Annotated in this window: 24 protein-coding genes; 9 read left to right on the top strand and 15 right to left on the bottom strand. The window is 71.7% G+C overall.

The genetic code is table 11. The features are described 5' to 3' along the window. Nucleotides 1-15 precede the first annotated feature (15 nt). The 3 genes from ABTY15_RS21670 to ABTY15_RS21660 all read right to left on the bottom strand — a co-directional run bounded on the left by ABTY15_RS21670 (nucleotide 16) and on the right by ABTY15_RS21660 (nucleotide 6,190). Nucleotides 16-1,851, bottom strand: coding sequence for an ATP-binding SpoIIE family protein phosphatase (locus ABTY15_RS21670; protein WP_350596067.1), 1,836 nt, complete (start codon nucleotides 1,849-1,851; stop codon nucleotides 16-18). Nucleotides 1,852-1,952: 101 nt separating this feature from the next. Further along, nucleotides 1,953-2,651: a class I SAM-dependent DNA methyltransferase gene (locus ABTY15_RS21665; protein ID WP_502893559.1), complete on the bottom strand. Its 699-nt coding sequence runs from the start codon at nucleotides 2,649-2,651 to the stop codon at nucleotides 1,953-1,955. Nucleotides 2,652-3,205: 554 nt separating this feature from the next. Beyond that, nucleotides 3,206-6,190: an AfsR/SARP family transcriptional regulator gene (locus tag ABTY15_RS21660; RefSeq protein WP_350596060.1), complete on the bottom strand. Its 2,985-nt coding sequence runs from the start codon at nucleotides 6,188-6,190 to the stop codon at nucleotides 3,206-3,208. A 220-nt stretch (nucleotides 6,191-6,410) separates the two neighbouring features. On the opposite strand from ABTY15_RS21660, the gene ABTY15_RS21655 reads away from it, so the two are divergent. Both ABTY15_RS21655 and ABTY15_RS21650 read left to right on the top strand, forming a co-directional pair. Further along, entirely contained in the window at nucleotides 6,411-6,671 is a 261-nt protein-coding gene (locus tag ABTY15_RS21655; RefSeq protein WP_350596057.1) for a hypothetical protein, read from the top strand. Nucleotides 6,672-7,938: 1,267 nt separating this feature from the next. Next, nucleotides 7,939-8,697, top strand: coding sequence for a GntR family transcriptional regulator (locus ABTY15_RS21650; RefSeq protein WP_350596053.1), 759 nt, complete (start codon nucleotides 7,939-7,941; stop codon nucleotides 8,695-8,697). A 22-nt stretch (nucleotides 8,698-8,719) separates the two neighbouring features. Here the strand turns inward: ABTY15_RS21650 and ABTY15_RS21645 are convergent, their stop codons facing one another. The 3 genes from ABTY15_RS21645 to ABTY15_RS21635 all read right to left on the bottom strand — a co-directional run bounded on the left by ABTY15_RS21645 (nucleotide 8,720) and on the right by ABTY15_RS21635 (nucleotide 11,055). Then, nucleotides 8,720-8,980: a Txe/YoeB family addiction module toxin gene (locus tag ABTY15_RS21645; RefSeq protein ID WP_350596048.1), complete on the bottom strand. Its 261-nt coding sequence runs from the start codon at nucleotides 8,978-8,980 to the stop codon at nucleotides 8,720-8,722. Continuing rightward, complete coding sequence (locus tag ABTY15_RS21640; protein WP_350596044.1) at nucleotides 8,977-9,249, bottom strand: type II toxin-antitoxin system Phd/YefM family antitoxin; 273 nt, start codon at nucleotides 9,247-9,249, stop codon at nucleotides 8,977-8,979. The genes ABTY15_RS21645 and ABTY15_RS21640 overlap by 4 nt, the downstream gene beginning before the upstream one ends. 138 nt (nucleotides 9,250-9,387) lie before the next feature. Continuing rightward, nucleotides 9,388-11,055, bottom strand: coding sequence for a fumarate hydratase (locus ABTY15_RS21635; RefSeq protein ID WP_350596039.1), 1,668 nt, complete (start codon nucleotides 11,053-11,055; stop codon nucleotides 9,388-9,390). Nucleotides 11,056-11,260: 205 nt separating this feature from the next. Here ABTY15_RS21635 and ABTY15_RS21630 point away from each other — a divergent pair, with 205 nt between their 5' ends. Then, complete coding sequence (locus tag ABTY15_RS21630; protein WP_502893558.1) at nucleotides 11,261-12,013, top strand: DUF1707 SHOCT-like domain-containing protein; 753 nt, start codon at nucleotides 11,261-11,263, stop codon at nucleotides 12,011-12,013. A 293-nt stretch (nucleotides 12,014-12,306) separates the two neighbouring features. Next, entirely contained in the window at nucleotides 12,307-12,735 is a 429-nt protein-coding gene (locus ABTY15_RS21625; RefSeq protein ID WP_502893557.1) for a WhiB family transcriptional regulator, read from the top strand. 184 nt (nucleotides 12,736-12,919) lie between these two features. Here the strand turns inward: ABTY15_RS21625 and glpX are convergent, their stop codons facing one another. Then, nucleotides 12,920-13,960, bottom strand: coding sequence for a class II fructose-bisphosphatase (gene glpX / locus ABTY15_RS21620; protein WP_350596029.1), 1,041 nt, complete (start codon nucleotides 13,958-13,960; stop codon nucleotides 12,920-12,922). 235 nt (nucleotides 13,961-14,195) lie between these two features. Here glpX and ABTY15_RS21615 point away from each other — a divergent pair, with 235 nt between their 5' ends. Then, nucleotides 14,196-14,705, top strand: a complete 510-nt coding sequence (locus ABTY15_RS21615) for a DUF4245 domain-containing protein (RefSeq protein ID WP_350596024.1) — start codon at nucleotides 14,196-14,198, stop codon at nucleotides 14,703-14,705. Nucleotides 14,706-14,821: 116 nt separating this feature from the next. Here the strand turns inward: ABTY15_RS21615 and ABTY15_RS21610 are convergent, their stop codons facing one another. Continuing rightward, the gene (locus ABTY15_RS21610; RefSeq protein ID WP_350596022.1) at nucleotides 14,822-15,424 is read right to left on the bottom strand and encodes a malonic semialdehyde reductase; all 603 of its coding nucleotides are present in this window, start codon (nucleotides 15,422-15,424) and stop codon (nucleotides 14,822-14,824) included. Between the two features lie 112 nt (nucleotides 15,425-15,536). Next, nucleotides 15,537-15,791: an exodeoxyribonuclease VII small subunit gene (locus tag ABTY15_RS21605; RefSeq protein ID WP_350596018.1), complete on the bottom strand. Its 255-nt coding sequence runs from the start codon at nucleotides 15,789-15,791 to the stop codon at nucleotides 15,537-15,539. A gap of 101 nt (nucleotides 15,792-15,892) precedes the next feature. Between ABTY15_RS21605 and ABTY15_RS21600 the strand changes: the two genes are divergently transcribed. Further along, a complete protein-coding gene (locus ABTY15_RS21600; RefSeq protein WP_350596015.1) occupies nucleotides 15,893-16,384 on the top strand; it encodes a GNAT family N-acetyltransferase in 492 nt (163 codons plus the stop codon). On the opposite strand, the gene xseA is transcribed toward ABTY15_RS21600, so the two are convergent. Both xseA and ABTY15_RS21590 read right to left on the bottom strand, forming a co-directional pair. Then, nucleotides 16,375-17,595, bottom strand: a complete 1,221-nt coding sequence (xseA, locus tag ABTY15_RS21595; protein WP_350596012.1) for an exodeoxyribonuclease VII large subunit — start codon at nucleotides 17,593-17,595, stop codon at nucleotides 16,375-16,377. The genes ABTY15_RS21600 and xseA overlap by 10 nt on opposite strands. A 10-nt stretch (nucleotides 17,596-17,605) precedes the next feature. Further along, a complete protein-coding gene (locus ABTY15_RS21590) occupies nucleotides 17,606-18,958 on the bottom strand; it encodes an APC family permease (RefSeq protein ID WP_350596007.1) in 1,353 nt (450 codons plus the stop codon). An 87-nt stretch (nucleotides 18,959-19,045) separates the two neighbouring features. Here ABTY15_RS21590 and ABTY15_RS21585 point away from each other — a divergent pair, with 87 nt between their 5' ends. After that, complete coding sequence (locus ABTY15_RS21585) at nucleotides 19,046-20,020, top strand: 4-hydroxy-3-methylbut-2-enyl diphosphate reductase (protein ID WP_350596003.1); 975 nt, start codon at nucleotides 19,046-19,048, stop codon at nucleotides 20,018-20,020. 147 nt (nucleotides 20,021-20,167) lie between these two features. After that, nucleotides 20,168-20,914: a polyphosphate--glucose phosphotransferase gene (ppgK, locus tag ABTY15_RS21580; protein WP_350595998.1), complete on the top strand. Its 747-nt coding sequence runs from the start codon at nucleotides 20,168-20,170 to the stop codon at nucleotides 20,912-20,914. An 11-nt stretch (nucleotides 20,915-20,925) separates the two neighbouring features. Here the strand turns inward: ppgK and ABTY15_RS21575 are convergent, their stop codons facing one another. Beyond that, nucleotides 20,926-21,552, bottom strand: coding sequence for a DUF6542 domain-containing protein (locus tag ABTY15_RS21575; protein ID WP_350595992.1), 627 nt, complete (start codon nucleotides 21,550-21,552; stop codon nucleotides 20,926-20,928). A 295-nt stretch (nucleotides 21,553-21,847) separates the two neighbouring features. Here ABTY15_RS21575 and ychF point away from each other — a divergent pair, with 295 nt between their 5' ends. Beyond that, on the top strand, nucleotides 21,848-22,921 hold the full coding sequence (ychF, locus tag ABTY15_RS21570; RefSeq protein WP_350595990.1) for a redox-regulated ATPase YchF: 1,074 nt from the start codon (nucleotides 21,848-21,850) through the stop codon (nucleotides 22,919-22,921). Nucleotides 22,922-23,054: 133 nt separating this feature from the next. On the opposite strand, the gene ABTY15_RS21565 is transcribed toward ychF, so the two are convergent. From ABTY15_RS21565 to ABTY15_RS21555, 3 genes are read right to left on the bottom strand one after another with little or no spacing between them, the layout of a single operon-like run. Then, nucleotides 23,055-23,318 (bottom strand): type II toxin-antitoxin system RelE family toxin, encoded by a 264-nt coding sequence (locus tag ABTY15_RS21565; RefSeq protein ID WP_350595985.1) that lies wholly within the window; start codon nucleotides 23,316-23,318, stop codon nucleotides 23,055-23,057. After that, nucleotides 23,311-23,580 (bottom strand): type II toxin-antitoxin system Phd/YefM family antitoxin, encoded by a 270-nt coding sequence (locus ABTY15_RS21560; protein WP_327133413.1) that lies wholly within the window; start codon nucleotides 23,578-23,580, stop codon nucleotides 23,311-23,313. Before ABTY15_RS21560 ends, ABTY15_RS21565 begins: the two co-directional genes overlap by 8 nt. 52 nt (nucleotides 23,581-23,632) lie before the next feature. Next, on the bottom strand, nucleotides 23,633-23,908 hold the full coding sequence (locus ABTY15_RS21555) for a peptidoglycan-binding domain-containing protein (protein ID WP_350595968.1): 276 nt from the start codon (nucleotides 23,906-23,908) through the stop codon (nucleotides 23,633-23,635). Nucleotide 23,909: the final 1 nt, after the last annotated feature.

Genomic DNA, 23,909 nt, shown 5'->3' with positions numbered 1-23,909 from the left:
GCTGTCGGGCACCCGTTACGTCTGGGCGGGCAGCCTCTGCTCGAACCAGACCACCTTGCCGGTGCCCAGCCGGGTCGCGCCCCAGCGGTCCGCGCACCTGGCCACTATCTGCAGCCCGCGCCCGCGTTCGTCCTCCGGCCCGGTCCGGCGCGGGCGCGGCAGCAGCGGGCTGTCGTCGCCGACCTCGCAGCGCAGCCGGGTGGTGCGCACCAGGCTCAGGGTGACCGGACGGGTCGCGTGCTGGACGGCGTTGGTGACCAGCTCGCTGACCATCAGCTCGGTCGCCTCGCTGAGCTCGTCCAGCCCCCAGCGGCGCAGCGTGTGCGCGGCCAGCCGGCGGGCCCGGCCGGGCGTCTCGTTGCGAGGTTGCAGGTACCAGTGGGCGACGTCCCCGGCCGGGATGCCGTCGAAGCAGGCGCCGAGCAGGGCGATGTCGTCGCCGCGGTCGCCGGGCGGCAGGATCCGCAGCGCCTCCTGGCAGAGCTGCTCGGGGGACTGCCAGCGGGCGGAGGCGATCCGGGTGCGGAGCAGCTCCAGGCCGTCGCTGAGCGGGCGGTTGCGGGTCTCCACCAGGCCGTCGGTGAACAGCAGCAGGGCCGAGCCGGGCGGCGCGGGCAGTTCCACGGAGTTGAAGTCCACCCCGCCGACCCCGATCGGCGCCCCGGAGTCCAGCTCGACCAGCTCGGCCGTCCCGTCCGGCCGGACCAGGACCGGCGGGACGTGCCCGGCGTTGGCCAGCACCACCCGGTTGGCGATCGGGTCGTACACCGCGTACACGCAGGTGGCCAGGTGCTGCTCGCGGCCGAGCCGCTGGGCCTGCTCGTCCAGGTGGTACAGCACCTCGTGCGGCGGCAGGTCGAGGGCGGCCAAGGTCTGGGCGCTGGTGCGGAGTTGGCCCATGATGGCGGCCGAGGTGAGCGAGTGGCCCATCACGTCGCCGACGATCAGGGCGACCCGGTTGCCGGGCAGCGGCACGGCGTCGTACCAGTCCCCGCCGACCTGCGCGCCGCGCTCGCCCGGCAGGTAGCGCTGGGCGAGCCGGACACCGTGCGGCTGCGGCAGGCGCAACGGCAGCATGCTGCGCTGGAGTTCGTTGGCTATCTCCCACTCGCGGGCGTACCGCAGCGCGGTGTCCACGGCCAGCCCGACCTGGGTGGCCAGGTGCGCGGCGGTCGCGGTGTCCGCGGCGTCGAAGCACGGCCGGCCGGTGCGTTCAGGAGGGCGGCGGATCAGCACCAGCAGCCCGAGGACGGCCTTGCGGCCGCGCAGTGGCAGGGCGAGCACCGAGGTGCCCGCCGCCAGCCGGGCCAGCCCGCGGGTGCCGTACAGCTCGCGCAGCAGCGTCTCGGTGCGCTCGGCGGCCGGCGTGCCGAGCACGGCCGGCTCGGCGGGGCGGCGGCTCAGCAGGGCGTGCGCGAGCGCCCCGCCGCGGGTGACCGGGGTGGCGGGCCCGGTGTCGGCGGTGGAACGGGAGCCGTACCGGGAGCGGTGCCGGTCGTCCGCCCCGCTCGGCCGGCCCCGGCGCCCGATCCGGGTGCCGGTGCTGTGGTGGATCCGCAGCTCGTCCGGGAAGCCGGGCTGCTGCTCGACGCTGGGCAGCGGATCGCGCAGGTGGATCACGGCGGCGTCGGCCAGGGTCGGGACCAGCACCCGGCCGATGTTGCGCAGCGTCGCCGAGAGGTCCAGGGCGCTGTTGATCCGCCGGGTCGCCGCGTCGAGGTAGGCGAGCCGGCCCGCCACGTCGTCGTGGTCCGGCTGTTGCTGTGGCCGCTGCGCCGGTGCCGGCTGCTGGTGGCGCTGGCCCGGGACGGCAGGCGGCTGTCCGGCCTCGGTCTTGAGCTGGTCGCGCACGGCTGCCTGTCCTGGATTCGGTGTGGTGGGTGAGCTGTTCTGTTCGCTGTCTCTTCTGTTGTCCGGTCCGCTGGTCCGCCGACCTGAGGGTTCCGGCCCGATCAGCCGACGCGTCGACAGCACAGGAACAGCTGTTCCTCCGGCGGCAGCGAGGTACTGGCCGGCGCGTACGGGTGTCCCGAGCACTCCTCGACGGTGAAGCCCGCCGCCACCAGAACCCGCTCCAGATCCTCCCTCAGATACCCACTGATCCGCAGCTCTCTGCCAAGGAACGGAAGCGGAACGTGATCCAGGTCCGCCTCGACCATGCCGAGCGCCAGCAGTCCGCCCGGACGCAGCAGTTCGCGCAGCCGGCCGAGCACGGTCGGGACCTCGTCCTGCGGCAGCAGGATCAGTGAGAAGAACGCGGTGACGGCGGCGAACCCGCCGGCGCCCGCCGGCCCCAGCCGCGGCACGTTCCAGGCCCGGCCGGCCCGCTCGGTGGCCAGATCGAAGAGGTCGATGCGGTGGAACTCCGGCGGGTACTCGCCCGGGAACCGGGCCTGCCGGGCCAGCGTGAGCATCACGTCCGAGAGGTCCACCCCGGTCACCCGCATCCCACTGGCGACCAGCTGCCGTACCGTCGGCTCCCCGGTGCCGCAGCCCACGTCCAGCACCCGCGCCCCGGGCTCCAGCTCGGCCAGCAGCCGCCGCCCGCAGGCCGACTGCCCGTCCTTGGCGGGGAACGCCTCGCCGTACCCGGTGCCGATGGTGTCGAAGGCGACCGCCTGGAGGGCGCGCGCCGCCCGGCGCCGCCGCACCTCGGGCTCGTCGTCCCCCGCGTCCTCACCGACGGGGAACGGGTCCGATATCTGTCCGGTCGTCACGATAGAGAGGCACCCTTCCACCCGTGGCCTCCGCCCGCACTGCGCACTGCCTCGTCTCGCCTGGACGAGCCGGTGGCGGTGCGTCACGCTCCCCGCATCACACAGACGGACTGCGTCATGACACGTTGCCGGCAGACACTTGTGTGTGTACCGGCATCTGAGAATATGCGTGATCACACGGTCATGGGGTCCCTTTCCGGCCAACTCGTCATACTTGGGCCGATGTGGCCCGGGTTGCGGAAGCACATCGGTGCGGGCCGGGGTGGTGCGAGCGGGCCCCGCACGCCGCACGGCGCGCCGGGGTGGCGCCGCTGACCTGCGGTTTCACCACTCCGCAGGCTGACAATAGGACGTTTATCAAACGTCAATCGCCCCGGTGCACAGTGGAGTCCAGCGCCGGGGAAGCGTTGAGGGCGCTCCCGCAGCCGGGGGGCTGCGGGAGCGCCGACGCGCAGAACGGGGGAGGTCGTCCGCTGGGGGGCGGAGGCCTACGGCGCGGGGGGAGAGGAAGGGAGAGGCTCGGTGTGCTGCTGAGCGATGAGGTCCGCCACGGGGGAGGCCTCAGGCACACCGAGCCGCGTGAAGATCGCGTGCGCCTCGCGCAGACACGCGAGCCCACGGGCCGGCTGCGCGAGCGCGAGCAGCGCCTCACCTAGCGCGGCGTTGGCGAGGCCCTGGCAGTAGGCCCCGTCGATCTCCTGGGCGATGGCCAGCGACTCACCGGCGGCCTCGACCGCCTCCGCCTGCTGCCCGGCGGCCAGGAGGGCCGAGGACAGGCGGGCCAATGAATAGCCCTCGCGGAGACGGTTCTGCTGGGAGTTGTAGAGCCCGTACGCCTCGCGCAGGTGGCCCGCTGCCTCGGCTGCGGAGCCGGTGGACGAGAGCACCACACCGAGCTGGTAGAGCGTGTCGGCGAGACACGGACCATTCGCCGATCGGCGCGCCGTGACGGTGGCTTCCTCGACCGACCGAACCGCGGCCGCACTCTGCCCGGCGTTGAGCTGTGCGCGGGCGATGTTGCCGAGCAACCGGGCCTCACCGATGGGGAACCCGATGACCCGGCTGATGGCCAGGGCCTGTTCGAAGAAGGGAAGCGCCTCGGCAGCACGGTTGGAGAGGCTGAGGACGATCCCGAGGAAGTTGGCGACCATCGAACGAAGGACCGTGACGTCTTCCGCACCCTGGAAATCGAGGCTTTGCCGGAGCGAGTGCTCCGCACCCTGGAAGTTGTTGGCGAAGTACTCGAGGGTCCCGAGAGCGCAGTGCACGCGGGCCAGAGCCTGGGTGTCCTCATGGGCCTCTGCGTTGGCGCCCGCGATCTCCAACATCCTGCGCGTCCGCGGGCCGTGCGTCGGGTCCTCGACGATGCTGTTCATCGCGATCAGCAGGTCCAGTGCCGGCCGGATCAGCGCGGGCGGTCCGGCGACGGCGGCATCCACCATGCTCAGCAGCACGCCGATCTCCGTGCGCAGCCACTGGTGGGCTGCCGCACTCGTGGCCATCGTGAGCCCGGGATTCGTCACACTGTTGAGCGGCTCCGGCAACTGGTCGTCGGGCTCGATCACCTGTGCGGCGTTGCGGATAGTCGGCAGGGAACGGTCCAGCAGGCGCAACACCGCGGCTTGCTGCTCGGCCACGTCCGCCAGCTTCTCGTTCTGGCGCTGCGCAAACAGGCGCAGCAGGTCGTGGTAGCGGTAGCGACCCGGCGTGAAGCACTCCATCATGTTGGCCTCGACCAACGACTCGGCCAACTGCTCGGCATGCTCCTGGCTCTCGCCGAGCAACGCGGCCACCGCGTCAAGCGGCAGATCCGAGGAGTCGACCAGCGAGAGCAGCCGGAACGCGCGTGCCTCGTCGGGCCGCAGTTGGCCGTAGCCCAGCCCGATGGTGGTTTCGACAGCAAGATTGCCCAGCTGCAGCTCGTCGAGCCGCCGCCGTTGGTCCGCTAACCGCCGAGCCAGGTCGGACACGCTCCACCGCGGACGGCTGGCAAGCCGGGCCGCGGCGATGCGGACGGCGAGCGGAAGGAAACCGCAGGAGGTGACCACCGCGAGCGCTGCCTCCGGCTCGGCGGCGACCCGTTGTTCGCCGACGATGGCCGAGAAGAGCGCCAGAGCTTCCCGGGGCGTGAGCTCCTCGACATCGACCAGATGCGCGCCGGGGATTCCGGCCAGCCGTGAGCGGCTCGTGGCGAGCACCGCACAACCGGACACGCCGGGGATGAGGGGTAGCAACTGGTCCGCGTCCTGGGCGTTGTCCAGAAGGATCAGCATGCGTCGGCCGGCGAGCAGCGAGCGGTACAGCGCCGCTCGCTGGTCCAGGGACTCGGGCAACTCGCCGACGCCCAGTGCGTGCAGGAAGTCACCGAGCACCACGGCCGGGTCTGCGGGCGAGGCGCCCGCACCCCGCAGGTCGACGTAGAGCTGGCCGTCCGGGTAGTCCGATCGCACACTGTGGGCGACGTGCACGGCGAGCGTGGTCTTGCCGACGCCGCCGATTCCGGCGAGTGAGGTCACGATGACCGCCTGCCCGGTGTCGTTCTGCAGGATCTCCTGCAACTCGGCGACCAGAGCGGCGCGCCCACTGAAGTCCGACACGTCCGCCGGGAGTTGAGCGGGGGCCGGCGCCGACGCTGAGGAGTCGTCCGAGGTCCGGCCAGGAGGTCGTTCAAGCGGATCCGGAGTGAGCGTCGGGTCCCCGGCGAGAATCCGCGTGTGCATGGTGGACAGCCCGGCGCCGGGCTCGACTCCGAGCTCGTCGATCAGAAGCTTCCGGGTGTCCGTGTAGACACCGAGGGCCTCGGCCTGACGGCCACAACGGTAGAGCGCGAGCATCAGAAGCTCGCGAAGCCGTTCCCTGAGCGGGTGTTCGGCGGTCAACGAGCTCAGCTCGGAGACGACCTCGGCGTGCAGGCCGATGTCGAGCGCAGCGGCGCAACGCTCCTCCCACACCGACACGTGGCGCTCGGCCAGACGCGTCCGCTGGGCTTCGGCATGGGGGCCGGGGACTCCGGCCAGTGCTCGGCCCTTCCACAGAGCGAGCGAGGAGACGAGCAAGCGGTGCGCCTCGGCCAGGTCACCGTTCGACCTCGCCGTGGCCGCCTGCGAAACGGTGCTCTCGAACACGGAGAGGTCGACCGAATCAGCCGGGATGCGCATGGCGTACCCGTCGCTGACGGATACGAGGATCTCCGCCGGTGCCCGGACCTCGCGATGCGGCTCGATGACCGCTCGCAGCCGGGACACATAGGTACGCAGCGCAGCGATGGCCTGGGGCGGAGGTCGATCGCCCCAGAGGTCATCGACAAGATCCGGCGTGGAGACCGGCCTGCCCTGTTGGAGGAGGAGAGAGGTGAGTACCGCCTGCTGCTGGGGAGAACCCAGCGACAGCGGCTGAGTGCCGCTCCATGCCTGTACCGGACCGAGCACCTGGAAGCGCAGCGCTGAACTGTGCGGCGTTTCCTGAGGCTCCATGAATTCCCCCGATGACCTGTGGCGGTGCCCTGCACATACAGGGCGTTCGGCGGTCCCGCTGCGGTCGCATCAGCTTAGGCGGACGTTCGCAAACGCCGGCAATCAGGACCGGCGTCTCGATGTTTATAGGACATTTAACGGTCCCTACCATACTGTCCGGGCGCCTGGGTCGAACCGGTCGGGCGCGAGTAGATCCGGATGACCTGAAAGGCAACCAGCCATGGCCGAGATTCAGCCCACCAGCGCCGCGACCCCGAAGGCCGACGCGAAGACCCCCGAGGCCTCGGCACCGACGGTGACTGTGGCCGACACGAAGGTTGTCGCCGACGGTGCGTCCACGGTGGCCGGGTACATAGTTCCGGCGGACGAGAAGCACCAGGACCCGCAGGAGCTCTTCGGTGGAGAGGTCACCGAGCCGGAGCACGCGGAAGACAAGCCCGGGGAGACCGTCCCGCTCGGTGCCATCAACGCCCACCCGTAAGCCATATGCGGTCACCTGCCTTGCGGTGTACTGGTTGCGGGGCAGGTGCAGAGCCGTCCTGAGGGTCAGCTAACCGGTGTGCTGTCGAACAAATGTTCACCTCTGGGTGGTGGACTGGTGAGTAGGGAGGATGGCATGACCAAGCTTCGCCGTGCTGCCGTGGTGGCGGTTTCGACGGTTGTGGTAACCGTGGGCTACGTGGCGACTGCCGCGGGGGCGTTCGCGGGCGTGATCACCAGCCATCCATAGGTGCTGCGGGAATGGCCCCCAAGCCTGCTGGTGGCAGCCACCGGGGGTCGCGAGTGTGCGCCCGATTCGGTCTCGCGCCTTGGTTCCTGACGGGATGTAGAATCGAGCACAGGTTCACTCGCGGGGGTGAACGTGTGAAAGGGGAGGGTGATATGACCATGCTTCGCCGTGCTGCCGTGGTGGCGGTTTCGACGGTTGTGGTGACTGCGGGTTACGTGGCGACTGCCACGGGCGCGTTCGCGGGCATCATCTCCGCCTACCCGTAAACCGGCTCGGTCGATGCCCCCGCCCCCGGAGTGCTCGGGGTGGGGGCATCTGCCGTTTTGGCAGAGCGAATAGCCTGCCCGGTCGTCAGGTGGCTGATTCGGGCCCGTCCGGCACGCGTGGTGACCGGTGATATCCGTAACGTGCCCGGCGGTCGGACGCCGACTGTTCCGGAATTTGAGATTCAGTCGGCGCATTGGCGGGTCCGAAATGTGGTTCTTTGTGCTGATGGTGAGTATTCACCGGGATTGATCGCATTCAGGTGAACCGTTCCGCCCTCGACCGCACTCCCGGAGTTGACTCCGGCTTGGGCTGTTCGATACCCGCCCGCGGTGGTGGTCGGGCGTGCCGGTTCTCGCCGGGTCGGGGTCGTCGTCGGCGGCGGGGCCGACGTGGCCGGGCTCCGCGGTCCATTCGCGGCCGCCGCCCGCGGGGCGCAGGTAGTGCTCTCCGCCGATGGTGTCCATGTAGATGCCGGTGCGTCCGGTCCTGCGGTCGAGGACGAGTTCACCCACGTGTGGCCGGTAGGGGGCGGCTCTGTGATGGCGAGGGCTCACCGCACTGCTCCTTGCTCTGGTGCGGGCGCGGCGCCGGTGGGGCCGTGCCCTGGTCGCTGTCCGTGCGTGTGTGGTGCTGCTCGGCGACTACCCAGCATCTCTAGAGAAGCTAATATCTCTAGAGATGTCAACGGTCGTATCTGCTTACCGGCGACCGCGGGCGCGCCTACGATTTGTCCGAGGGAGAGGGAGCGGCGATGACCGGCAGCAGTGGCGAGAAGCAGCCCAAGTACCAGCGGATCGCCGACACGCTCAGGGCGGCCATCGACGCCGGCGAGTACCGCGCGGGTGACCGGCTGCCGGGTGAGAACGACCTCATGGACGAGTTCGGCGTGGCCCGGATGACCGCCCGCCAGGCACTCGGCGTGCTGCAGAGCGAGGGGATCGCCGAGGCGCGCCGGGGCAGCGGGGTGTTCGTCCGGGACTTCCGGCCGCTGCGGCGGCGCGGGATCCAGCGGCTGGCGCAGGGGCAGTGGGGGTCGGGCCGGTCGATATGGTCGGCGGACATCGACAACCGCACGCTGGTGGTGGACCAGGTGTCGGTCACCGAACTGGGGGCGCCGGAACACGTCGCCAGGGTGCTGGGGGTGGATCCGGGCGCGCCGATGTGCGTGCGGCACCGCCGGTTCGTGCTGGACGGCAAGCCGGTGCTGCTGTCGACCTCGTACCTGCCGGCCGGCCTGGTCGCCGGAACGGCCATCACCCGCGAGGACACCGGCCCGGGTGGCACCTACGCCCGTCTGGCGGAGATCGGCGCGAAGCCCGTCCACTTCCGCGAGGAGGTCCGCTCCCGGATGCCGAGCACCGAGGAGGCCGCCCGCCTGGAACTCTCGGCCGGCACGCCCGTCATCCTGATCTGCCGCACGGCCTTCGCGGACGAGGGCCAGGTGGTCGAGCTGAACGAGATGATCCTCGACGCCGCCTCCTACGTCCTGGAGTACGACTTCGACGCCTGAGGCACGCCCGCCCGACGTGGCGCTACTGGTAGTGGTAGCGGGCCTTGAGGATCTTCACTTCCTTCTCGTCGGCCCGGTAGACCAGGCGGTGTTCGTCGTCGATCCGGCGCGACCAGTAGCCCGCCAGGTCGCCCTTCAGCGGTTCGGGCTTCCCGATGCCGTCGAACGGGTCGCGCTGGATCTCGCCGATCAGGCGGGTGATGCGCTGGGCCATCTTCCGGTTCGATCCGAGCCAGAACAGGAAGTCCTCCCAGGCGTCCGGGTCGAAGTGGACGCTCCTCACACCTCACCCGCCAGGTCTTCCAGCTCCTCCATGGTCCTGGTGAGGCCGGGGTCGCCGGCCTTGTCGCGGGCGACGGCCGCCATGAGCCGCTGGGCGTTGGCCGGCGAGCGGAGGAGGTAGATCGTCTCCTGCCACGAGTCGTAGTCCTCGGCGGACATGAGGACCGCGTCCCCGTTCTTGGAAGTGATTCTGATCGGGGCGTGGTCGTCGTTGACCTTCTTGATCAGGGGGAAGAGCTGGGTGCGTGCCTCGCTCGCGCTGATCGCCATGACGTGCCCTTCGGATCGGTACCAAGGCTCGGTACTGAAACGGTACGAGTTTCCGGTACCGGATGCCACGCCGATGCGCCCGAACGACACCGCCCCGGCCGCGTGGGTGCGGCCGGGGCGGACAGGAGGCATGCGGGACTACTCCTTGGAGCGGATCCGCAGGTTGGTGATCAGCGGGCCCTCGGTGGTCTCGCGGAAGAAGTCGTTGCCCTTGTCGTCGACGACGATGAACGCCGGGAAGTCCTCGACCTCGATGCGCCAGACGGCCTCCATGCCGAGCTCGGCGTACTCCAGGACCTCGACCTTCTTGATGCAGTCCTGGGCGAGGCGGGCGGCCGGGCCGCCGATGGAGCCGAGGTAGAAACCGCCGTGCTGGGCGCACGCCTCGGTGACCTGCTTGCTGCGGTTGCCCTTGGCGAGCATCACCATGGAGCCGCCGGCGGCCTGGAACTGGTCGACGTAGGAGTCCATCCGGCCGGCCGTGGTGGGGCCGAAGGAGCCGGAGGCGTAGCCCTCGGGGGTCTTGGCGGGGCCGGCGTAGTAGACCGGGTGGTCCTGGAGGTACTTGGGCATGCCCTCGCCGGCGTCCAGGCGCTCCTTGATCTTGGCGTGCGCGATGTCGCGGGCGACGACGAGCGTGCCGGTGAGCGAGAGCCGGGTCTTCACCGGGTACTTGGAGAGCTCGGCGCGGATCGCGGACATCGGCTGGTTGAGGTCGACGCGCACGACGTCGTCGTCGAGGTGCTCGTCCGTGGTGTCCGGCAGGTACTTGGCCGGGTCGGTCTCCAGCTGCTCCAGGAAGACGCCCTCAGCGGTGATCTTGCCGAGCGCCTGGCGGTCGGCGGAGCAGGAGACGGCCATGGCGACCGGCAGCGAGGCGCCGTGGCGGGGCAGGCGCACCACGCGCACGTCGTGGCAGAAGTACTTGCCGCCGAACTGGGCGCCGATGCCGATCTTCTGGGTCAGCTCGGTGACCTTGGCCTCCAGCTCCAGGTCGCGGAAACCGTGCCCGGTCTTGGCGTTGCCCTCGGTCGGCAGGTGGTCCAGGTAGTGCGCGGAGGCGTACTTGGCGGTCTTGAGCGCGAACTCGGCGCTGGTGCCGCCGATCACGATGGCCAGGTGGTACGGCGGGCAGGCGGCGGTGCCGAGCGAGCGGATCTTCTGCTCCAGGAACGAGAGCATGCTCGCCTCGTTCAGGATCGCCTTGGTCTCCTGGTACAGGTACGACTTGTTGGCGGAGCCGCCGCCCTTGGCCATGAAGAGGAACTTGTACGCGTCGCCGTCGGTGGCGTACAGCTCGATCTGGGCCGGCAGGTTGTTGCCGGTGTTCTTCTCGTCCCACATGGTCACCGGGGCCATCTGGGAGTAGCGCAGGTTGAGCTTGGTGTACGCGTCGTAGACACCGCGCGCGATGGCGGCCTCGTCGCCGCCGGAGGTCAGCACGTTCTGGCCGCGCTTGCCCATGACGATGGCGGTGCCGGTGTCCTGGCACATCGGGAGGATGCCGCCGGCCGAGATGTTGACGTTCTTCAGCAGGTCGAGCGCGACGAAGCGGTCGTTGGGGCTGGCCTCCGGGTCGTCCAGGATGCGGCGCAGCTGGGCGAGGTGGGCGGGGCGCAGGTAGTGCGAGATGTCGTGCATCGCCTCGGCGGTGAGCAGCCGGAGCGCCTCGGGCTCGACCTGGAGGAAGGTGCGACCGCCGGCCTCGAAGGTGGAGACACCCTCGGAGGTCAGCTTGCGGTACGGGGTCGGGTCAGCGCCCAGGGGGAGCAGGTCGCTGTACTCGAAGTCTGGCGTGGGAGCCATGGGGGCGGTCCTTAGGTATCCAGTGATCCGGCTGCGTCGGCGAAGCACCCTCAAGGGTAGGACCCGGGATTGCGTCGCACGCGGACAGGGCAGCCTGCGTGACCGGGCTCACTCGGCCCGGAGGGCGAGCGACTAGTCTGATCCCGTGGACAACTCGCCGTCGCAGGACGATCCGGGGCAGCCGCCGGTGCCGGCGCCCGTACCGATGAACAAGCCGGAGATCCAGCCCGAGACCCGACCCGAAGCCCACCCCGAACCGACGCCCGCACCCCACCCGGCGCCCGAGCCCCCCGCGCCCGCACACGCCCCCGTGGCCCAGGCCGAACTGCGGGTCTCGGACGCCGACCGCGAGCGCATCGCGGAACTGCTGCGGGACGCCTACGCCGAGGGCCGGCTGGACGCGGAGGAGCACGCGGAGCGGATCGGGGCCGCGTACGCCGCGAAGACCTTCGGCGATCTGGCCCCGCTGACCCGTGACCTGCCGAGCCACCCGCACCGCCCGCTCTCGTTCGAGAAGCCGCCGCTGGACGCCCCGGCGCCGGGCCCGGTGGCGCCGATGCTGCCGCCCGCCCGCCAGGAGTCGCCGTCGGTGGTGGCGATCTTCGGCGGTGCGTCCCGCAAGGGCCGCTGGCGGGTGGGTTCGCACCTGAGGGCGTTCGCGGCCTTCGGCGGCGTGGAGATCGACCTGACCGACGCGGTGTTCGAGTCGCCGGAGGTGGAGATCGAGGTGACCGCGCTGTTCGGCGGGGTCGAGATCCGGGTGCCGGAGAACGTCAGCCTGCACGGTGGCGGGGTCGGCATCTTCGGTGGTTTCGACGTCCGGGAGCAGACGGCGGCGGACCCGTACGCGCCGCTGGTCCGGGTCAAGGGCGTGGCGATGTTCGGCGGTTGTGACGCCAAGCCGCGCCGCGGGAAGAAGCTCAAGGAGTGGGCGCGCAAGCAACTCGGCACCGAATAGCCGGATTTGGCGAACTCGGCGGCGATCTGCCCGAGTTGACCGGTCGAGCGCCCGGTCGGGGATCAACTCCCGGCCGGGCGTTCGGCGTTGCGACCGGTGCACTCCGTAGTCGATTGCGTGCAGTGTGCATGAATCGCGGCCGGGCGGGGTAGTTCCTTCCGCACATCGCTTCTTGTACGGCTGCGCACCGGAGGCGGCCCAGCGGCCGGCCCGGGGGGTTGGACAGCGGGGGCTCGCAGCCGGGCAGGGGAGCGAGCTTCCCCGTGTCCGAGAGTCTCGTCAGGAGTACGGCCGTGCTGCATCCGATCGAGTCCCGCACCACCTCGCCCGTCGCCGCCGCGCAGCTGCTGGAGCGCCCGTCGGCCACCCGGCCGCAGCCCCGGCCGCAGGGCGCCGCGCAGGCCACCCCGCAGGGCGAGGACAACCCCTGGCACACCGGCGCGGCGTGTCGGCGGGACGAGGTGGGGCTGTTCTTCGCGCCCTCGAAGGAGCCGACGGCGGCCCGGCTGTCGCGGGAGGAGCAGGCGAAGCAGGTGTGCGCCCGCTGCCCGGTGCTGCTGGAGTGCCGGGAGCACGCGCTGGCGCAGCCGGAGCCGTACGGGGTCTGGGGCGGTCTGACGGCCGCCGAGCGCCGGGTGGTGCTGGCCCGGCGCCGTCGCCGGGAGGCGGAGCTGCGCGAGGCGGCCCGGGTGTCGGCGGCGCCGCGGCGGATAGCGGGTTGACGGCGGGGCGCGCCGCCGGCCGAAGACCGGGGCCGTCGCGGCGCCTCGAACGAGGACCGGGGTCGTCGCGGCACGTCCAGCACCGTGCGGCGCAGGTGGCCGGACGCACCGCGGCCTCGGCGGAGGGGGATTCCGCCGAGGCCGCGTTCCGCGCCGTGCCCTGGGGGCGTGCGACAGGGTGTGCTCAGTTGGCGCGGTCGAAGTCGATCGCGCTGTAGGCCCGCAGCTTCGACAGCTTGTGGGTCGAGTTGATCTCGCGGATCGTGCCGCTCTTGGAGCGCATCACCAGCGAGCTGGTGGTGGCGGTCTCCGAGCGGTAGTGCACGCCGCGCAGCAGCTCGCCGTCGGTGATGCCGGTGGCGACGAAGAACACGTTCTCGCCGCTGACCAGGTCGTTGGTGGTGAGCACCCGGTCCAGGTCGTGGCCGGCGTCGATGGCCTTCTGCCGCTCGGCGTCGTCCTTGGGCCACAGCCGGCCCTGGATCACGCCGCCCATGCACTTCATGGCGCAGGCCGCGATGATGCCCTCGGGGGTGCCGCCGACGCCCATGAGCAGGTCGACGCCGGTGCCCTCGCGGGCGGCCATGATGGCGCCGGCGACGTCGCCGTCGGAGATGAACTTGATCCGGGCGCCCGCCTCGCGGATCTCCCGGACCAGGCCGTCGTGGCGCGGGCGGTCGAGCACGACCACGGTGACGTCCTCGACGGCGCTGCCCTTGGCCTTGGCGACCCGGCGGATGTTGACGGCGGCCGGGGCGGTGATGTCGACGAACTCGGCGGCCTCGGGGCCGGCCACCAGCTTGTCCATGTAGAACACGGCGCTGGGGTCGAACATGGTGCCGCGGTCGGCCACGGCCAGGACGGCCACGGCGTTGTTCATGCCCTTGGCGGTGAGGGTGGTGCCGTCGACCGGGTCGACCGCGACGTCGCACTCGGCGCCGGTGCCGTCGCCGACCCGCTCGCCGTTGTACAGCATCGGGGCCTCGTCCTTCTCGCCCTCGCCGATGACGACCACGCCGTTCATCGAGACGGTCGAGACGAGGGTGCGCATGGCCTTCACGGCGGCACCGTCCGCGCCGTTCTTGTCGCCGCGGCCGACCCACCGGCCGGCGGCCATCGCGGCCGCCTCGGTGACCCGGACGAGTTCCAGCGCGAGGTTGCGGTCCGGGGCCTCCGGCGCGACCTCCAGGGCGCTGGGAAGGTGGTGCGGGTACTGCGTGGTCATCGTCGTTACCTCTCTGTACGCGACGGCCAGTGAGCGCCCGACTACTGCCTGGTCGAACGCCGTGGTGAGGGTTCTGCGATCGTATCTGCCCACGAGATGACTGTCTGTGGCGCGGGTCCCCACCCCGTCGCGGAAAGCACCGGTTCGTCCCGCTTCACCCGTACGCGGGACCCCGGGTGACCAGGTCGGAGGAGGGATGAGTCACCATGTGGGGGTGGCTGGAGAGAGCAAGGGCATGAGGGGTCGGCAGACCGTACGGGACATGGTCCTGTCGATGCTGGCGGTCGGTGTCGTGGTCTGGATCGGGTACCTGTTCCTGCCGCACGACGCGAACGGCGACGGGGTTCACGTGGTCGAGTACCGGGTGGCGGCGGCCTCTGCGAAGCGCGCCGCGCCGTACCCGCTGGTCGTTCCGGAGGGGCTGTCCGACAAGTGGCGGGCCACCTCGGTCAGCTACGAGCCCGCCGCGACCGGCAAGGGCAACGCCTGGCACCTGGGCTTCGTCACGCCGTCCGGGCAGTACGCGGCGGTGGAGCAGAGCGACGCGCCGCGCGACGCGCTGGTCGCGGACAAGGTCAAGGGCGCCGCCCCGGACGGTGCCTCCCAGGTGGCCGGTGCGACCTGGGATCGGCTGCAGGGCCCCAAGGCCCGCGCCCTGGCCGTGCAGAACGGCGGCGCGACCACGCTGGTCGCCGGCACCGCCTCCTACGAGGAGCTGGCCGAGCTGGCGCAGGCGCTCAAGTAGCGCGCCCGCGCCTGCCGGGAACGAACGCGAGGGCCCGCACCGGACGAACCGGTGCGGGCCCTCGTGCGTGACCGACCGCGTGACGGCCTGCGTGACCGACCGCGTGGCGGCCTGTGTCAGACCGTGGTGACGACCTGGTCGTACGCCAGTCGCGGCGAACGCGGGTACCAGGCGTTCTCGCCCGGCTTGCCGATGTTGACCACGGCCAGCACCGAGTGCTCGCCGTCGGCGAAGAACTCCTTGTTGATGCCCTCGGCGTCGTAGCCGGTCATCGGGCCGGCGGCCAGGCCGGCGGCGCGCACGCCGATGATGAAGTAGCCGGCCTGGAGGGCGCCGTTCATCTGGGCGGACGCCTCGCGGGCCGGGCGCTCCGAGAAGAACGCGTCCTTGGCCTGCGGGAAGTGCGGGAAGAGAGTCGGCAGCTCCTCGTGGAACTCGTTGTCCACGGCCAGGATGGCGGTCAGCGGCGCGGCGGCGGTCTTCGCCTTGTTGCCGTCCGACAGGTGCTGGACGAGGCGCTCGCGGGCCTCGGCCGAGCGGACCAGGACCACGCGCAGCGGCTGCTGGTTCAGCGCGGTCGGGCCGAACTTGACCAGTTCGTAGATGGCCTGGATCTGCTCGTCGCTGACCGGCTCCTCGGTGAAGGTGTTCGCGGTGCGGGCCTCGCGGAACAGCAGGTCCTGAGCGGCGGTGTCGAGGACCAGGGCGTCGGTGGTCATGTCTGTCTGCACCTCATGCGGGAGGGGGTTCGTCGGGTTGACCGGCCGCGGCCGATCACCCCTTCCAACATGGGTGAACTTTCAACGATTCCTGGGTCTGCTGTGAGCTGTGTCACTCGCCGCCGGAGGTCGCCCCCTCCTCGGCCGCCAGCGCGGCGTCCAGCCGGGCCCGGGCGCCGTCCAGCCAGCGCTGGCAGACCTTCGCCAGCTGCTCGCCGCGCTCCCACAGGGCCAGCGACTCCTCCAGCGACGTCCCGCCGTTCTCCAGCTGCCGGACGACCTCCAGCAGCGCGTCCCGGGCGTGCTCGTAGCCCAGTGCGTCGTCCGGGGTCTGCGGGACGCTGTGCGGTTCCTGCTGCTCTGCCATGCGGGCCAGCCTAGGGGCTGACACCGACACCGCGGTCGCACCGGAGGGCCGGCGGGCAATTCGGATGCACCCGACCGGTTCCCGGGGCTAGCCTCCGCCGCATGATCGAGGTCCGACCCGCGCTCCCCACCGACGCGCCCGAGCTCGTCCGGCTGCGCAACCTGATGTTCGAGGCGATGCCCGGCATGGCCGCGCTGGCCGGGCCCGGGCCCTGGCAGGCCACCGCCGAGCGGGTGCTGCGCGAGCGCCTCGCCGTCCCGGCCGGGGCGCTGACCATGCCGTCCTTCGTCGTCGACGACCCGGGGCGGCCCGGCCGGCTCGCGGCCTGCGCGGTCGGCACGCTGGAGCACCGGCTGCCCGCGCCGGGCAACCCGGACGGCCTGTTCGGCTTCGTCTTCAACATCTGCACCGACCCGGACCACCGGCTGCGCGGCTACGGCCGGGCCTGCACCGAGGCGCTGCTGGCCTGGTTCGACGAACGCCGGGTCGGCCGGATCGACCTGCACGCCAGCAGCGGCGGCGAGGCGCTGTACCGCAGCCTGGGCTTCGGCGAGCACTCCACCGCGCTCTCCCGCCAGCGCTCCTACTCCTGAGCCGCCTCGGCCACGGTGACCTCGAAGGCCCCGCCCGCCACCCGGGCGTGCAGCCCCTCGCCGGCCGCGACCTGCGCCGGGTCGGTCACCACCGCGCCGTCCGCCCGCTGGAGCACCGCGTAGCCGCGCTCCAGGGTGGCCGCCGGGGAGAGCGCGACCACCCGGGCCAGGGTGTGCCCGAGGTCGCTCTGCGCGTGGTCCAGCCGGTGCCGCAGGGTGCGCCGGGCCCGGTCCAGCAGCGCGGACACCTCCTGGCCGCGGCCGTCCAGCATCCGGTGCGGCGCGGCCAGCGACGGGCGGCTGCGCAGGCCGTCCAGCCCGTGCTGCTCGCGCTCGACCCGGCCGAGGACGTGCCGGCGGGCCCGGTCCCGCAGGTGCAGCACCTTGGCGAGCTCCTCGCCGACGTCCGGAACCACCCGTTTGGCGGCATCGGTCGGGGTGGAGGCGCGCAGGTCGGCGACGAAGTCCAGCAGCGGCTGGTCCGGCTCGTGCCCGATCGCGCTGACCACCGGCGTCCGCGCGGCCGCGACCAGCCGCACCAGCCCCTCGTCCGAGAACGGCAGCAGGTCCTCCACGCTGCCGCCGCCCCGGGCCACGATGATCACGTCCACCTCGGGGTGCTCGTCCAGCTCCCGGACGGCCGCGCTCACCCGCTCCACCGCGCTGACGCCCTGCACCGGGACGTTGCGGACCTCGAAGCGGACGGCGGGCCAGCGCCGTCGGGCGTTCTCCAGGACGTCCCGCTCGGCCGCCGAGCCGCGCCCGGTGACCAGCCCGACGCACTGCGGCAGGAAGGGCAGCGGCTTCTTCCGCTCGGCCGCGAACAGGCCCTCCCCGGCGAGCCGCCGCTTCAGCTGCTCCAACCGGGCCAGCAGCTCGCCGAGCCCGACCGGCCGGATCTCCGAGGCCCGCAGCGACAGCTGCCCGCGCGCCGCGTACCACTCCGGCTTGGCGTGCACGACGACCCGCGCGCCCTCCTGCACCACCTCCGCGACCTGGTCGAACACCGAGCGGAAGCAGGTCACCGTCAGGGACACGTCCGCCTGCGGGTCGCGCAGGGTCAGGAACACCACGCCGGCGCCGGGGCGGCGGCTGAGCTGGGTGATCTGCCCCTCCACCCACACCGCGCCGAGCCGGTCGATCCAGCCGCCGATCAGCGCGGAGACCTTGCCGACCGGGAGCGGGGCTTCGGGGGAGCTGGTGTTGGCCATGGGTACGAGGCTAGCGGCGCGGGCCGACACTTCCGGCGGAACCCGAACCCTGGACGCCCAGCACCACCAGGCCGACCGCCAGCCACACCAGGGCGACGATCTGCGCGGTCGTCGAGGCCTCGTAGACCACCGCGGCGATCACCGCGATCCCCAGCGCCGGGACCACCAGGTGCCGCAGCCGGTCCCGCGAGCCGTGCTGGACGGTGTACCAGCCGATCACCGAGGCGTGCAGCAGCACGAAGGCGGTCAGCGCGCCCACGTTCACCACCGAGGTCAGCCGGTCGAGCCCGTCGTCCCGGTTCGCCGCCCAGACCGCCGCGGCCATGGTGACCACCGCGGCCGCGAGCAGCGCCCGGCGCGGCACCGCGCTGGCCGGGTCGACCGCGCCGAGCGCGCGGGGCAGCCGCCCGTCCCGGCCCATCGCGTAGACCAGCCGCCCGGCCGCCGCCTGTCCGGCCAGCGCCGCGAAGGCCGCGCCGATCGCCTTGCTCGCCGCCACCAGGACGTGCAGCCAGTGCCCGACGCCGCTCTCGACGGTGTCGTAGAACGCCGGGCCCTGCGCCGCCGGATCGGCCGCCAGCTGCTGCGGGGTGGTCGGCGCCAGCAGCGCGGCCAGGTAGGTCTGGGCGACGAACAGCACCCCGGCCAGCGCCAGGCACCAGAGCACCGCCCGGGCCACCGCCGCCGAGGCGCCGACGGCCTCCTCGACGAAGGTCGCGATCGCGTCGAAGCCCAGGTAGGAGAGGACCGCGACGGACACCGCCGACAGCACCGCGGGGAGCGAGAAGTCGCCGACGGCGGTGAACGGGGTGTCCCAGCCGCGCCGCGCGCCGTCCTGGACCAGCGCCACCACGGCCGCGACCAGGAACGCGGCCAGCACCGCGAGCTCCAGGGCGAGCACCGCGAAGCCGGCCACCGCCGCCGTCCGCACCCCGGCCAGGTTGAGCGCCGTGGTCACCAGCACCGCGAGCACCGTCCACACCCAGCGCGACACCCCCGGCACCAGCGAGTGCAGCGCGATCCCGGAGAACAGGTAGGCGACGGCCGGGATCAGCAGGTAGTCGAGCATCGCCATCCACCCGGCGACGAACCCGGCGCCCTCGCCCAGCCCGGCCCGGGCGTACGCGAACACCGAGCCGGTCTGCGGCACCGCGCGCACCATCTGCGTGTACGAGAAGGCGGTGAAGCCCATCGCGACGGTCGCCGCGAGGTAGACGGTGGCGACCGCCCCGTGGCTCTTGGCGTCGAGCACGCCGAACACACCGACGGGGGCCATCGGGGCGATGAACAGCAGGCCGTAGACCATCAGGTCGCGGACACCCAGGCTGCGGCGCAGACCGCTCTGGACCACGTGGTCGCTCATAAGCACCACATTTGAGCACTGTCGACCGGGTCCGTCCGGAAAGCGCCTCGCGTCGGCGCGGCTCCCCGCCGCCCGTACGATGGAGCCATGTCCAACACCGCGCAGCGCCGTGTCCTGCTCGCCGCCCCCCGGGGCTACTGCGCGGGTGTCGACCGCGCCGTGATCGCCGTGGAGAAGGCCCTGGAGCAGTACGGGGCCCCCATCTACGTCCGCAAGCAGATCGTCCACAACAAGTACGTGGTGCAGACCCTGGAGAAGAAGGGCGCGGTCTTCGTCGACGAGACGGAGGAGGTGCCCGAGGGCTCGATCGTGGTCTTCTCCGCGCACGGCGTCGCGCCGTCCGTCCACGACGAGGCGAAGGCCGGCCGGCTCGCCACCATCGACGCCACCTGCCCGCTGGTCACCAAGGTGCACAAGGAGGCCGTGCGCTTCGCCGACGAGGGCTACGACATCCTGCTGGTCGGCCACGAGGGCCACGAGGAGGTCATCGGGACGATGGGCGAGGCCCCGGACCGGATCCACCTGGTGGACGGTGCCGAGGACGTCGCGGGCGTGCGGGTCCGGGACGAGTCCAAGGTCGTCTGGCTCTCCCAGACCACCCTGTCGGTGGACGAGACCATGGCCACCGTCGGCGAGCTGAAGAAGCGCTTCCCGCTGCTGGTCAGCCCGCCCAGCGACGACATCTGCTACGCGACCCAGAACCGCCAGGTCGCCGTCAAGCAGCTGGCCCCGGAGACCGACCTGCTGATCGTGGTCGGCTCCAAGAACTCCTCCAACTCGGTCCGCCTGGTCGAGGTCGGCCTGGAGTACGGCGCCAAGGCCGCCCACCTGGTGGACTTCGCCGAGGAGATCCAGGACGCCTGGCTGGAGGGCGTCACCACGGTCGGCCTGACCAGCGGCGCCTCGGTGCCGGAGATCCTGGTCGACGGCGTGCTGGAGTGGCTGGCCGCGCGCGGCTACGACACCGTCGAGACGGTCAAGACCGCCGAGGAGCACCTGACCTTCTCGCTGCCCAAGGAGCTGCGCCGCGACCTGCGCGCCGAGGCGGCCGGCAAGCTGTAACCCCTGCCACGGAGAACCCGGCACCCCGTGCGGGTGCCGGGTTTTCCGCTGTGCGCGCCCGCACCCGCTCTCGTAGCTTTGTGCACAGGCTGTGGACAACGGGGTCCGCGGCCGACGGGTCAACGGCTCCGGCGGAGGGTGCTCGACATGGCGGCGGTTTTCGGTGTGGACATCGGCGGTTCGGGGATCAAGGGAGCCCCGGTCGACCTCGCCCGCGGCGCGCTCGCCCAGGAGCGCCACAAGGTGCTCACCCCGCAGCCGTCGGCCCCCGAGGCCGTGGTCGCCGCCGTCCGCGAGGTGGTCCGCCACTTCGACCACCAGGGCCCGGTCGGGCTGACCTTCCCCGGCGTGGTGGTCGGCGGCCGCACCAGAACCGCGGCCAACGTGGACAAGGGCTGGATCGGCCTGGACGCCGAGGGCCTGTTCCGCGAGGCGCTGGACCTGCCCGCGACCGTCCTCAACGACGCGGACGCGGCCGGGCTCGCCGAGACCACCCACGGCGCCGGGCACGCCCAGCCGGGCGTGGTCCTGGTGCTCACCTTCGGCACCGGCATCGGCAGCGCGCTCTTCGTGGACGGCGCGCTGGTGCCCAACACCGAGCTGGGCCACCTGGAACTGCGCGGCAAGGACGCCGAACGCCGGGCCTCCTCGGCCGCCAAGGAACGGCACGGGCTGAACTGGGAGCAGTGGTCGCGCCGCGTCGACGAGTACCTCGACCTGGTGGAGATGCTGTTCTCGCCGCAGCTGATCGTGATCGGCGGCGGGGTGAGCCGCAAGCACGAGAAGTTCCTGCCGCTGCTGCGCGAGCGCGAGGCCCGGGTGGTGCCGGCGGAGCTGCGCAACGACGCGGGCATCGTCGGTGCCGCCATGGCGGCGGCCCGGGCGGCGGGCTGACCCGCCCGCCCTCAGCGGGAGCGGTGGATCCGGCGCTGGGCCACGAACCGGGCGAGCACGATCAGCGCGGCCAGCCCGGTGCCGGCGAACAGCCAGCCCGCCCGTAGCGCCAGCCCGGTCGCCAGCGCCACCACCTGGGCGGTGACGCCCGCGGAGGAGACCGGGCCGAGCAGCAGCAGCGCCAGGGCGAAGGCGATCGGCCCGCTGATCGGCGCGGCCAGCAGGTCGGCGTAGCGCACCCGGACGGCGAGCTGGAAGCAGACCACCAGGTAGCCGACGCCGAACAGCCAGCCGAGACCGTCGAACAGCAGCCGGTCCAGGCCGGCCACCGCGAGCGTGGCCAGCACGGCGACCACGCCGGTGCCGACTGCCGTCAGCCGGGTCGGCCGCCCGGTCCGGCGCCGCCCGTACAGCGGCGCCCCGGAGCGCCCGCGCAGCGGCAGGCGCAGCCGCAGCCGGGGCGTGGCCGGGCGGCCGGCGGGGGGCGGGCCGGCCACCGGGCGCAGCCGGGAGGAGGGGGCGGCGGGGGCTCCGGTGGTCTCGGGAGCCCGGCCGGGCCCGGGGACGGCGGCCCCGGCCGCGCCGTTCGGCGGTCGGCGTCTGGGCCCTGGCGGCTGGGTACGGATGCTCTGCTCCACCCGCCCAACGTACGGTCCGATCATCGCCACACTGTGTAATGGACCGTTCAGGCCCTGCTCCGTGTCTCCGGACGGCGTACTGATGTGATCGTCTGCCAGGCGGCCGAGCCCCCGGTGGTCCGGAGGACAACCTGCCCGGTCACCGCCGGTTCCACGCCGCCGACGAGCCGGGCAACCGGCCGGTGTTCCCGGAGCCCCTCCGGCGGCGACCGGGGCGTGAGGCGCTGCCCGTAGACTTGGGGGTCGGCCCGCACGGTGCCGACCCAACTCCTCCAAGCCCACGGGACTGCGCTTCATGTCGCTCACGATCGGAATCGTCGGCCTGCCGAACGTCGGCAAGTCGACCCTGTTCAACGCCCTGACCAAGAACGACGTGCTGGCGGCCAACTACCCGTTCGCCACCATCGAGCCGAACGTGGGCGTCGTCGGCGTCCCGGACGAGCGTCTGACCAAGCTCGCCGAGATCTTCGGCTCCCAGCGCATCCTCCCGGCCACCGTCGACTTCGTCGACATCGCCGGCATCGTGCGCGGCGCCAGCGAGGGCGAGGGCCTCGGCAACAAGTTCCTCGCCAACATCCGCGAGTCGGACGCGATCTGCCAGGTCGTGCGCGCCTTCACCGACCCCGACGTGGTGCACGTGGACGGCAAGGTGTCGCCCAAGGACGACATCGAGACCATCCACACCGAGCTGATCCTGGCCGACCTCCAGACCATCGAGAAGGTGCTCCCGCGGCTCCAGAAGGAGGCGCGCCTCAAGAAGGACACCGCCCCCGTGCTGGCCGCCGCCGAGGCCGCGCAGGCGATCCTGGAGACCGGCAAGACCCTCTTCGAGGCCGGCTTCGACACCGCCCCGATCCGCGAGCTCCACCTGCTGACCGCCAAGCCCTTCCTCTACGTCTTCAACGTGGACGAGGCCGAGCTGGCCGACGAGGACTTCAAGAACGCCCAGCGCGAGCTGGTCGCCCCGGCCGAGGCGATCTTCCTCAACGCCAAGATCGAGTCCGAGCTGATCGAGCTCGACGACGCCGAGGCCCTCGAACTCCTCCAGTCCATGGGCCAGGAGGAGCCCGGCCTGGCCACCCTCGCCCGGGTCGGCTTCGACACCCTGGGCCTGCAGACCTACCTGACCGCCGGCCCCAAGGAAGCCCGCGCCTGGACCATCAAGAAGGGCGCCACCGCCCCCGAGGCCGCCGGTGTCATCCACACCGACTTCCAGAAGGGCTTCATCAAGGCCGAGGTGATCTCCTTCGCCGACCTCGTCGAGACCGGCTCCATCGCCGAGGCCCGCTCCAAGGGCAAGGCCCGCATCGAGGGCAAGGAGTACGTCATGCAGGACGGCGACGTGGTGGAGTTCCGCTTCAACGTCTGACCGGTCCCCCACCGCCCGCGAACTGCATCCGCCGGCGCCCAGGACAGCAGGGGTCGGCTCCTCCGGGAGCCGACCCCTCCGTCGTCACCGCGCCGGACGGGGGCCGGATCTTTCGGCGCCGGGTCGTCCGGTGTCAGGTGTCGTAGACCGTGGAGTGGTGTCCGACGTGGACGACCCACACCACGAGCTCTCCGTTGTCGATCGTGTAGACGACGCGGTAGTCGCCGACCCGGAGGCGTCGGCGTTCCGGCTGCGACACGAGTGCCGTGGTGTTGTACCCGAGGGGGTCGCTCTCCAGCTGGGTCAGCTTGGCCAGGATGCGCAGCGCCATGTCGCGGGGGATCTTACGAAGCTCGGCCTGCGCCTCGGGGCGGAAGACGGTCCGGTACTCACTCACCGCGCGCCAGCGTCTCCCTCATGATGTCCTCGATCGGGATGCCGGGCGCCGGGTTGGCCATGCGCTCGTCGATGATCCGGTTGATCTCGCGCTCTTCCCACTCCTGGTACTTGCGCAGGACCTCGATCGACACCACGGCGGCGACCTCCTTGCCGCGGCGGGTGATCACCGTGGGCAGGTCGTCGCGGTCGGCACGCTCCACGACCTCGGCGAGGTGTGCGCGCACATCGCGGATGGACTCTATGGGCAGCGGCTGTGTCATGGGTTCAACGGTACCGAGTGTCCCATGTGTACACAACGCTCATCGGGGGCGCTCAGCAGACGAAGCCCGGGGAGTTGGACCAGAAGGTCAGGAACGACCACGTCTGGGCGCCGATGACGCCGTCGACGATGATGCCGGCGCACTGCTGGAAGCGTCTCGTCGCGGCGTCGGTGATGGGGCCGAACTGGCCGTCCACGAGGAGTGCCGTTCCGGTCAGCGAGGAGTTGAGGTAGCACTGCGCCTGCTTGACCGCGTCTCCCGACGAGCCCTCCTTGAGCGTCGGGCGGGCGTTGGTGAAGTTGCAGCGCTGGGTCGGGGTGTCGGGCATC

Origin of the sequence: Kitasatospora sp. NPDC097643 (assembly GCF_040302625.1) — a bacterium.
GTDB lineage: Bacteria > Actinomycetota > Actinomycetes > Streptomycetales > Streptomycetaceae > Kitasatospora.
This window is presented reverse-complemented; position numbering and strand designations above follow the sequence as displayed.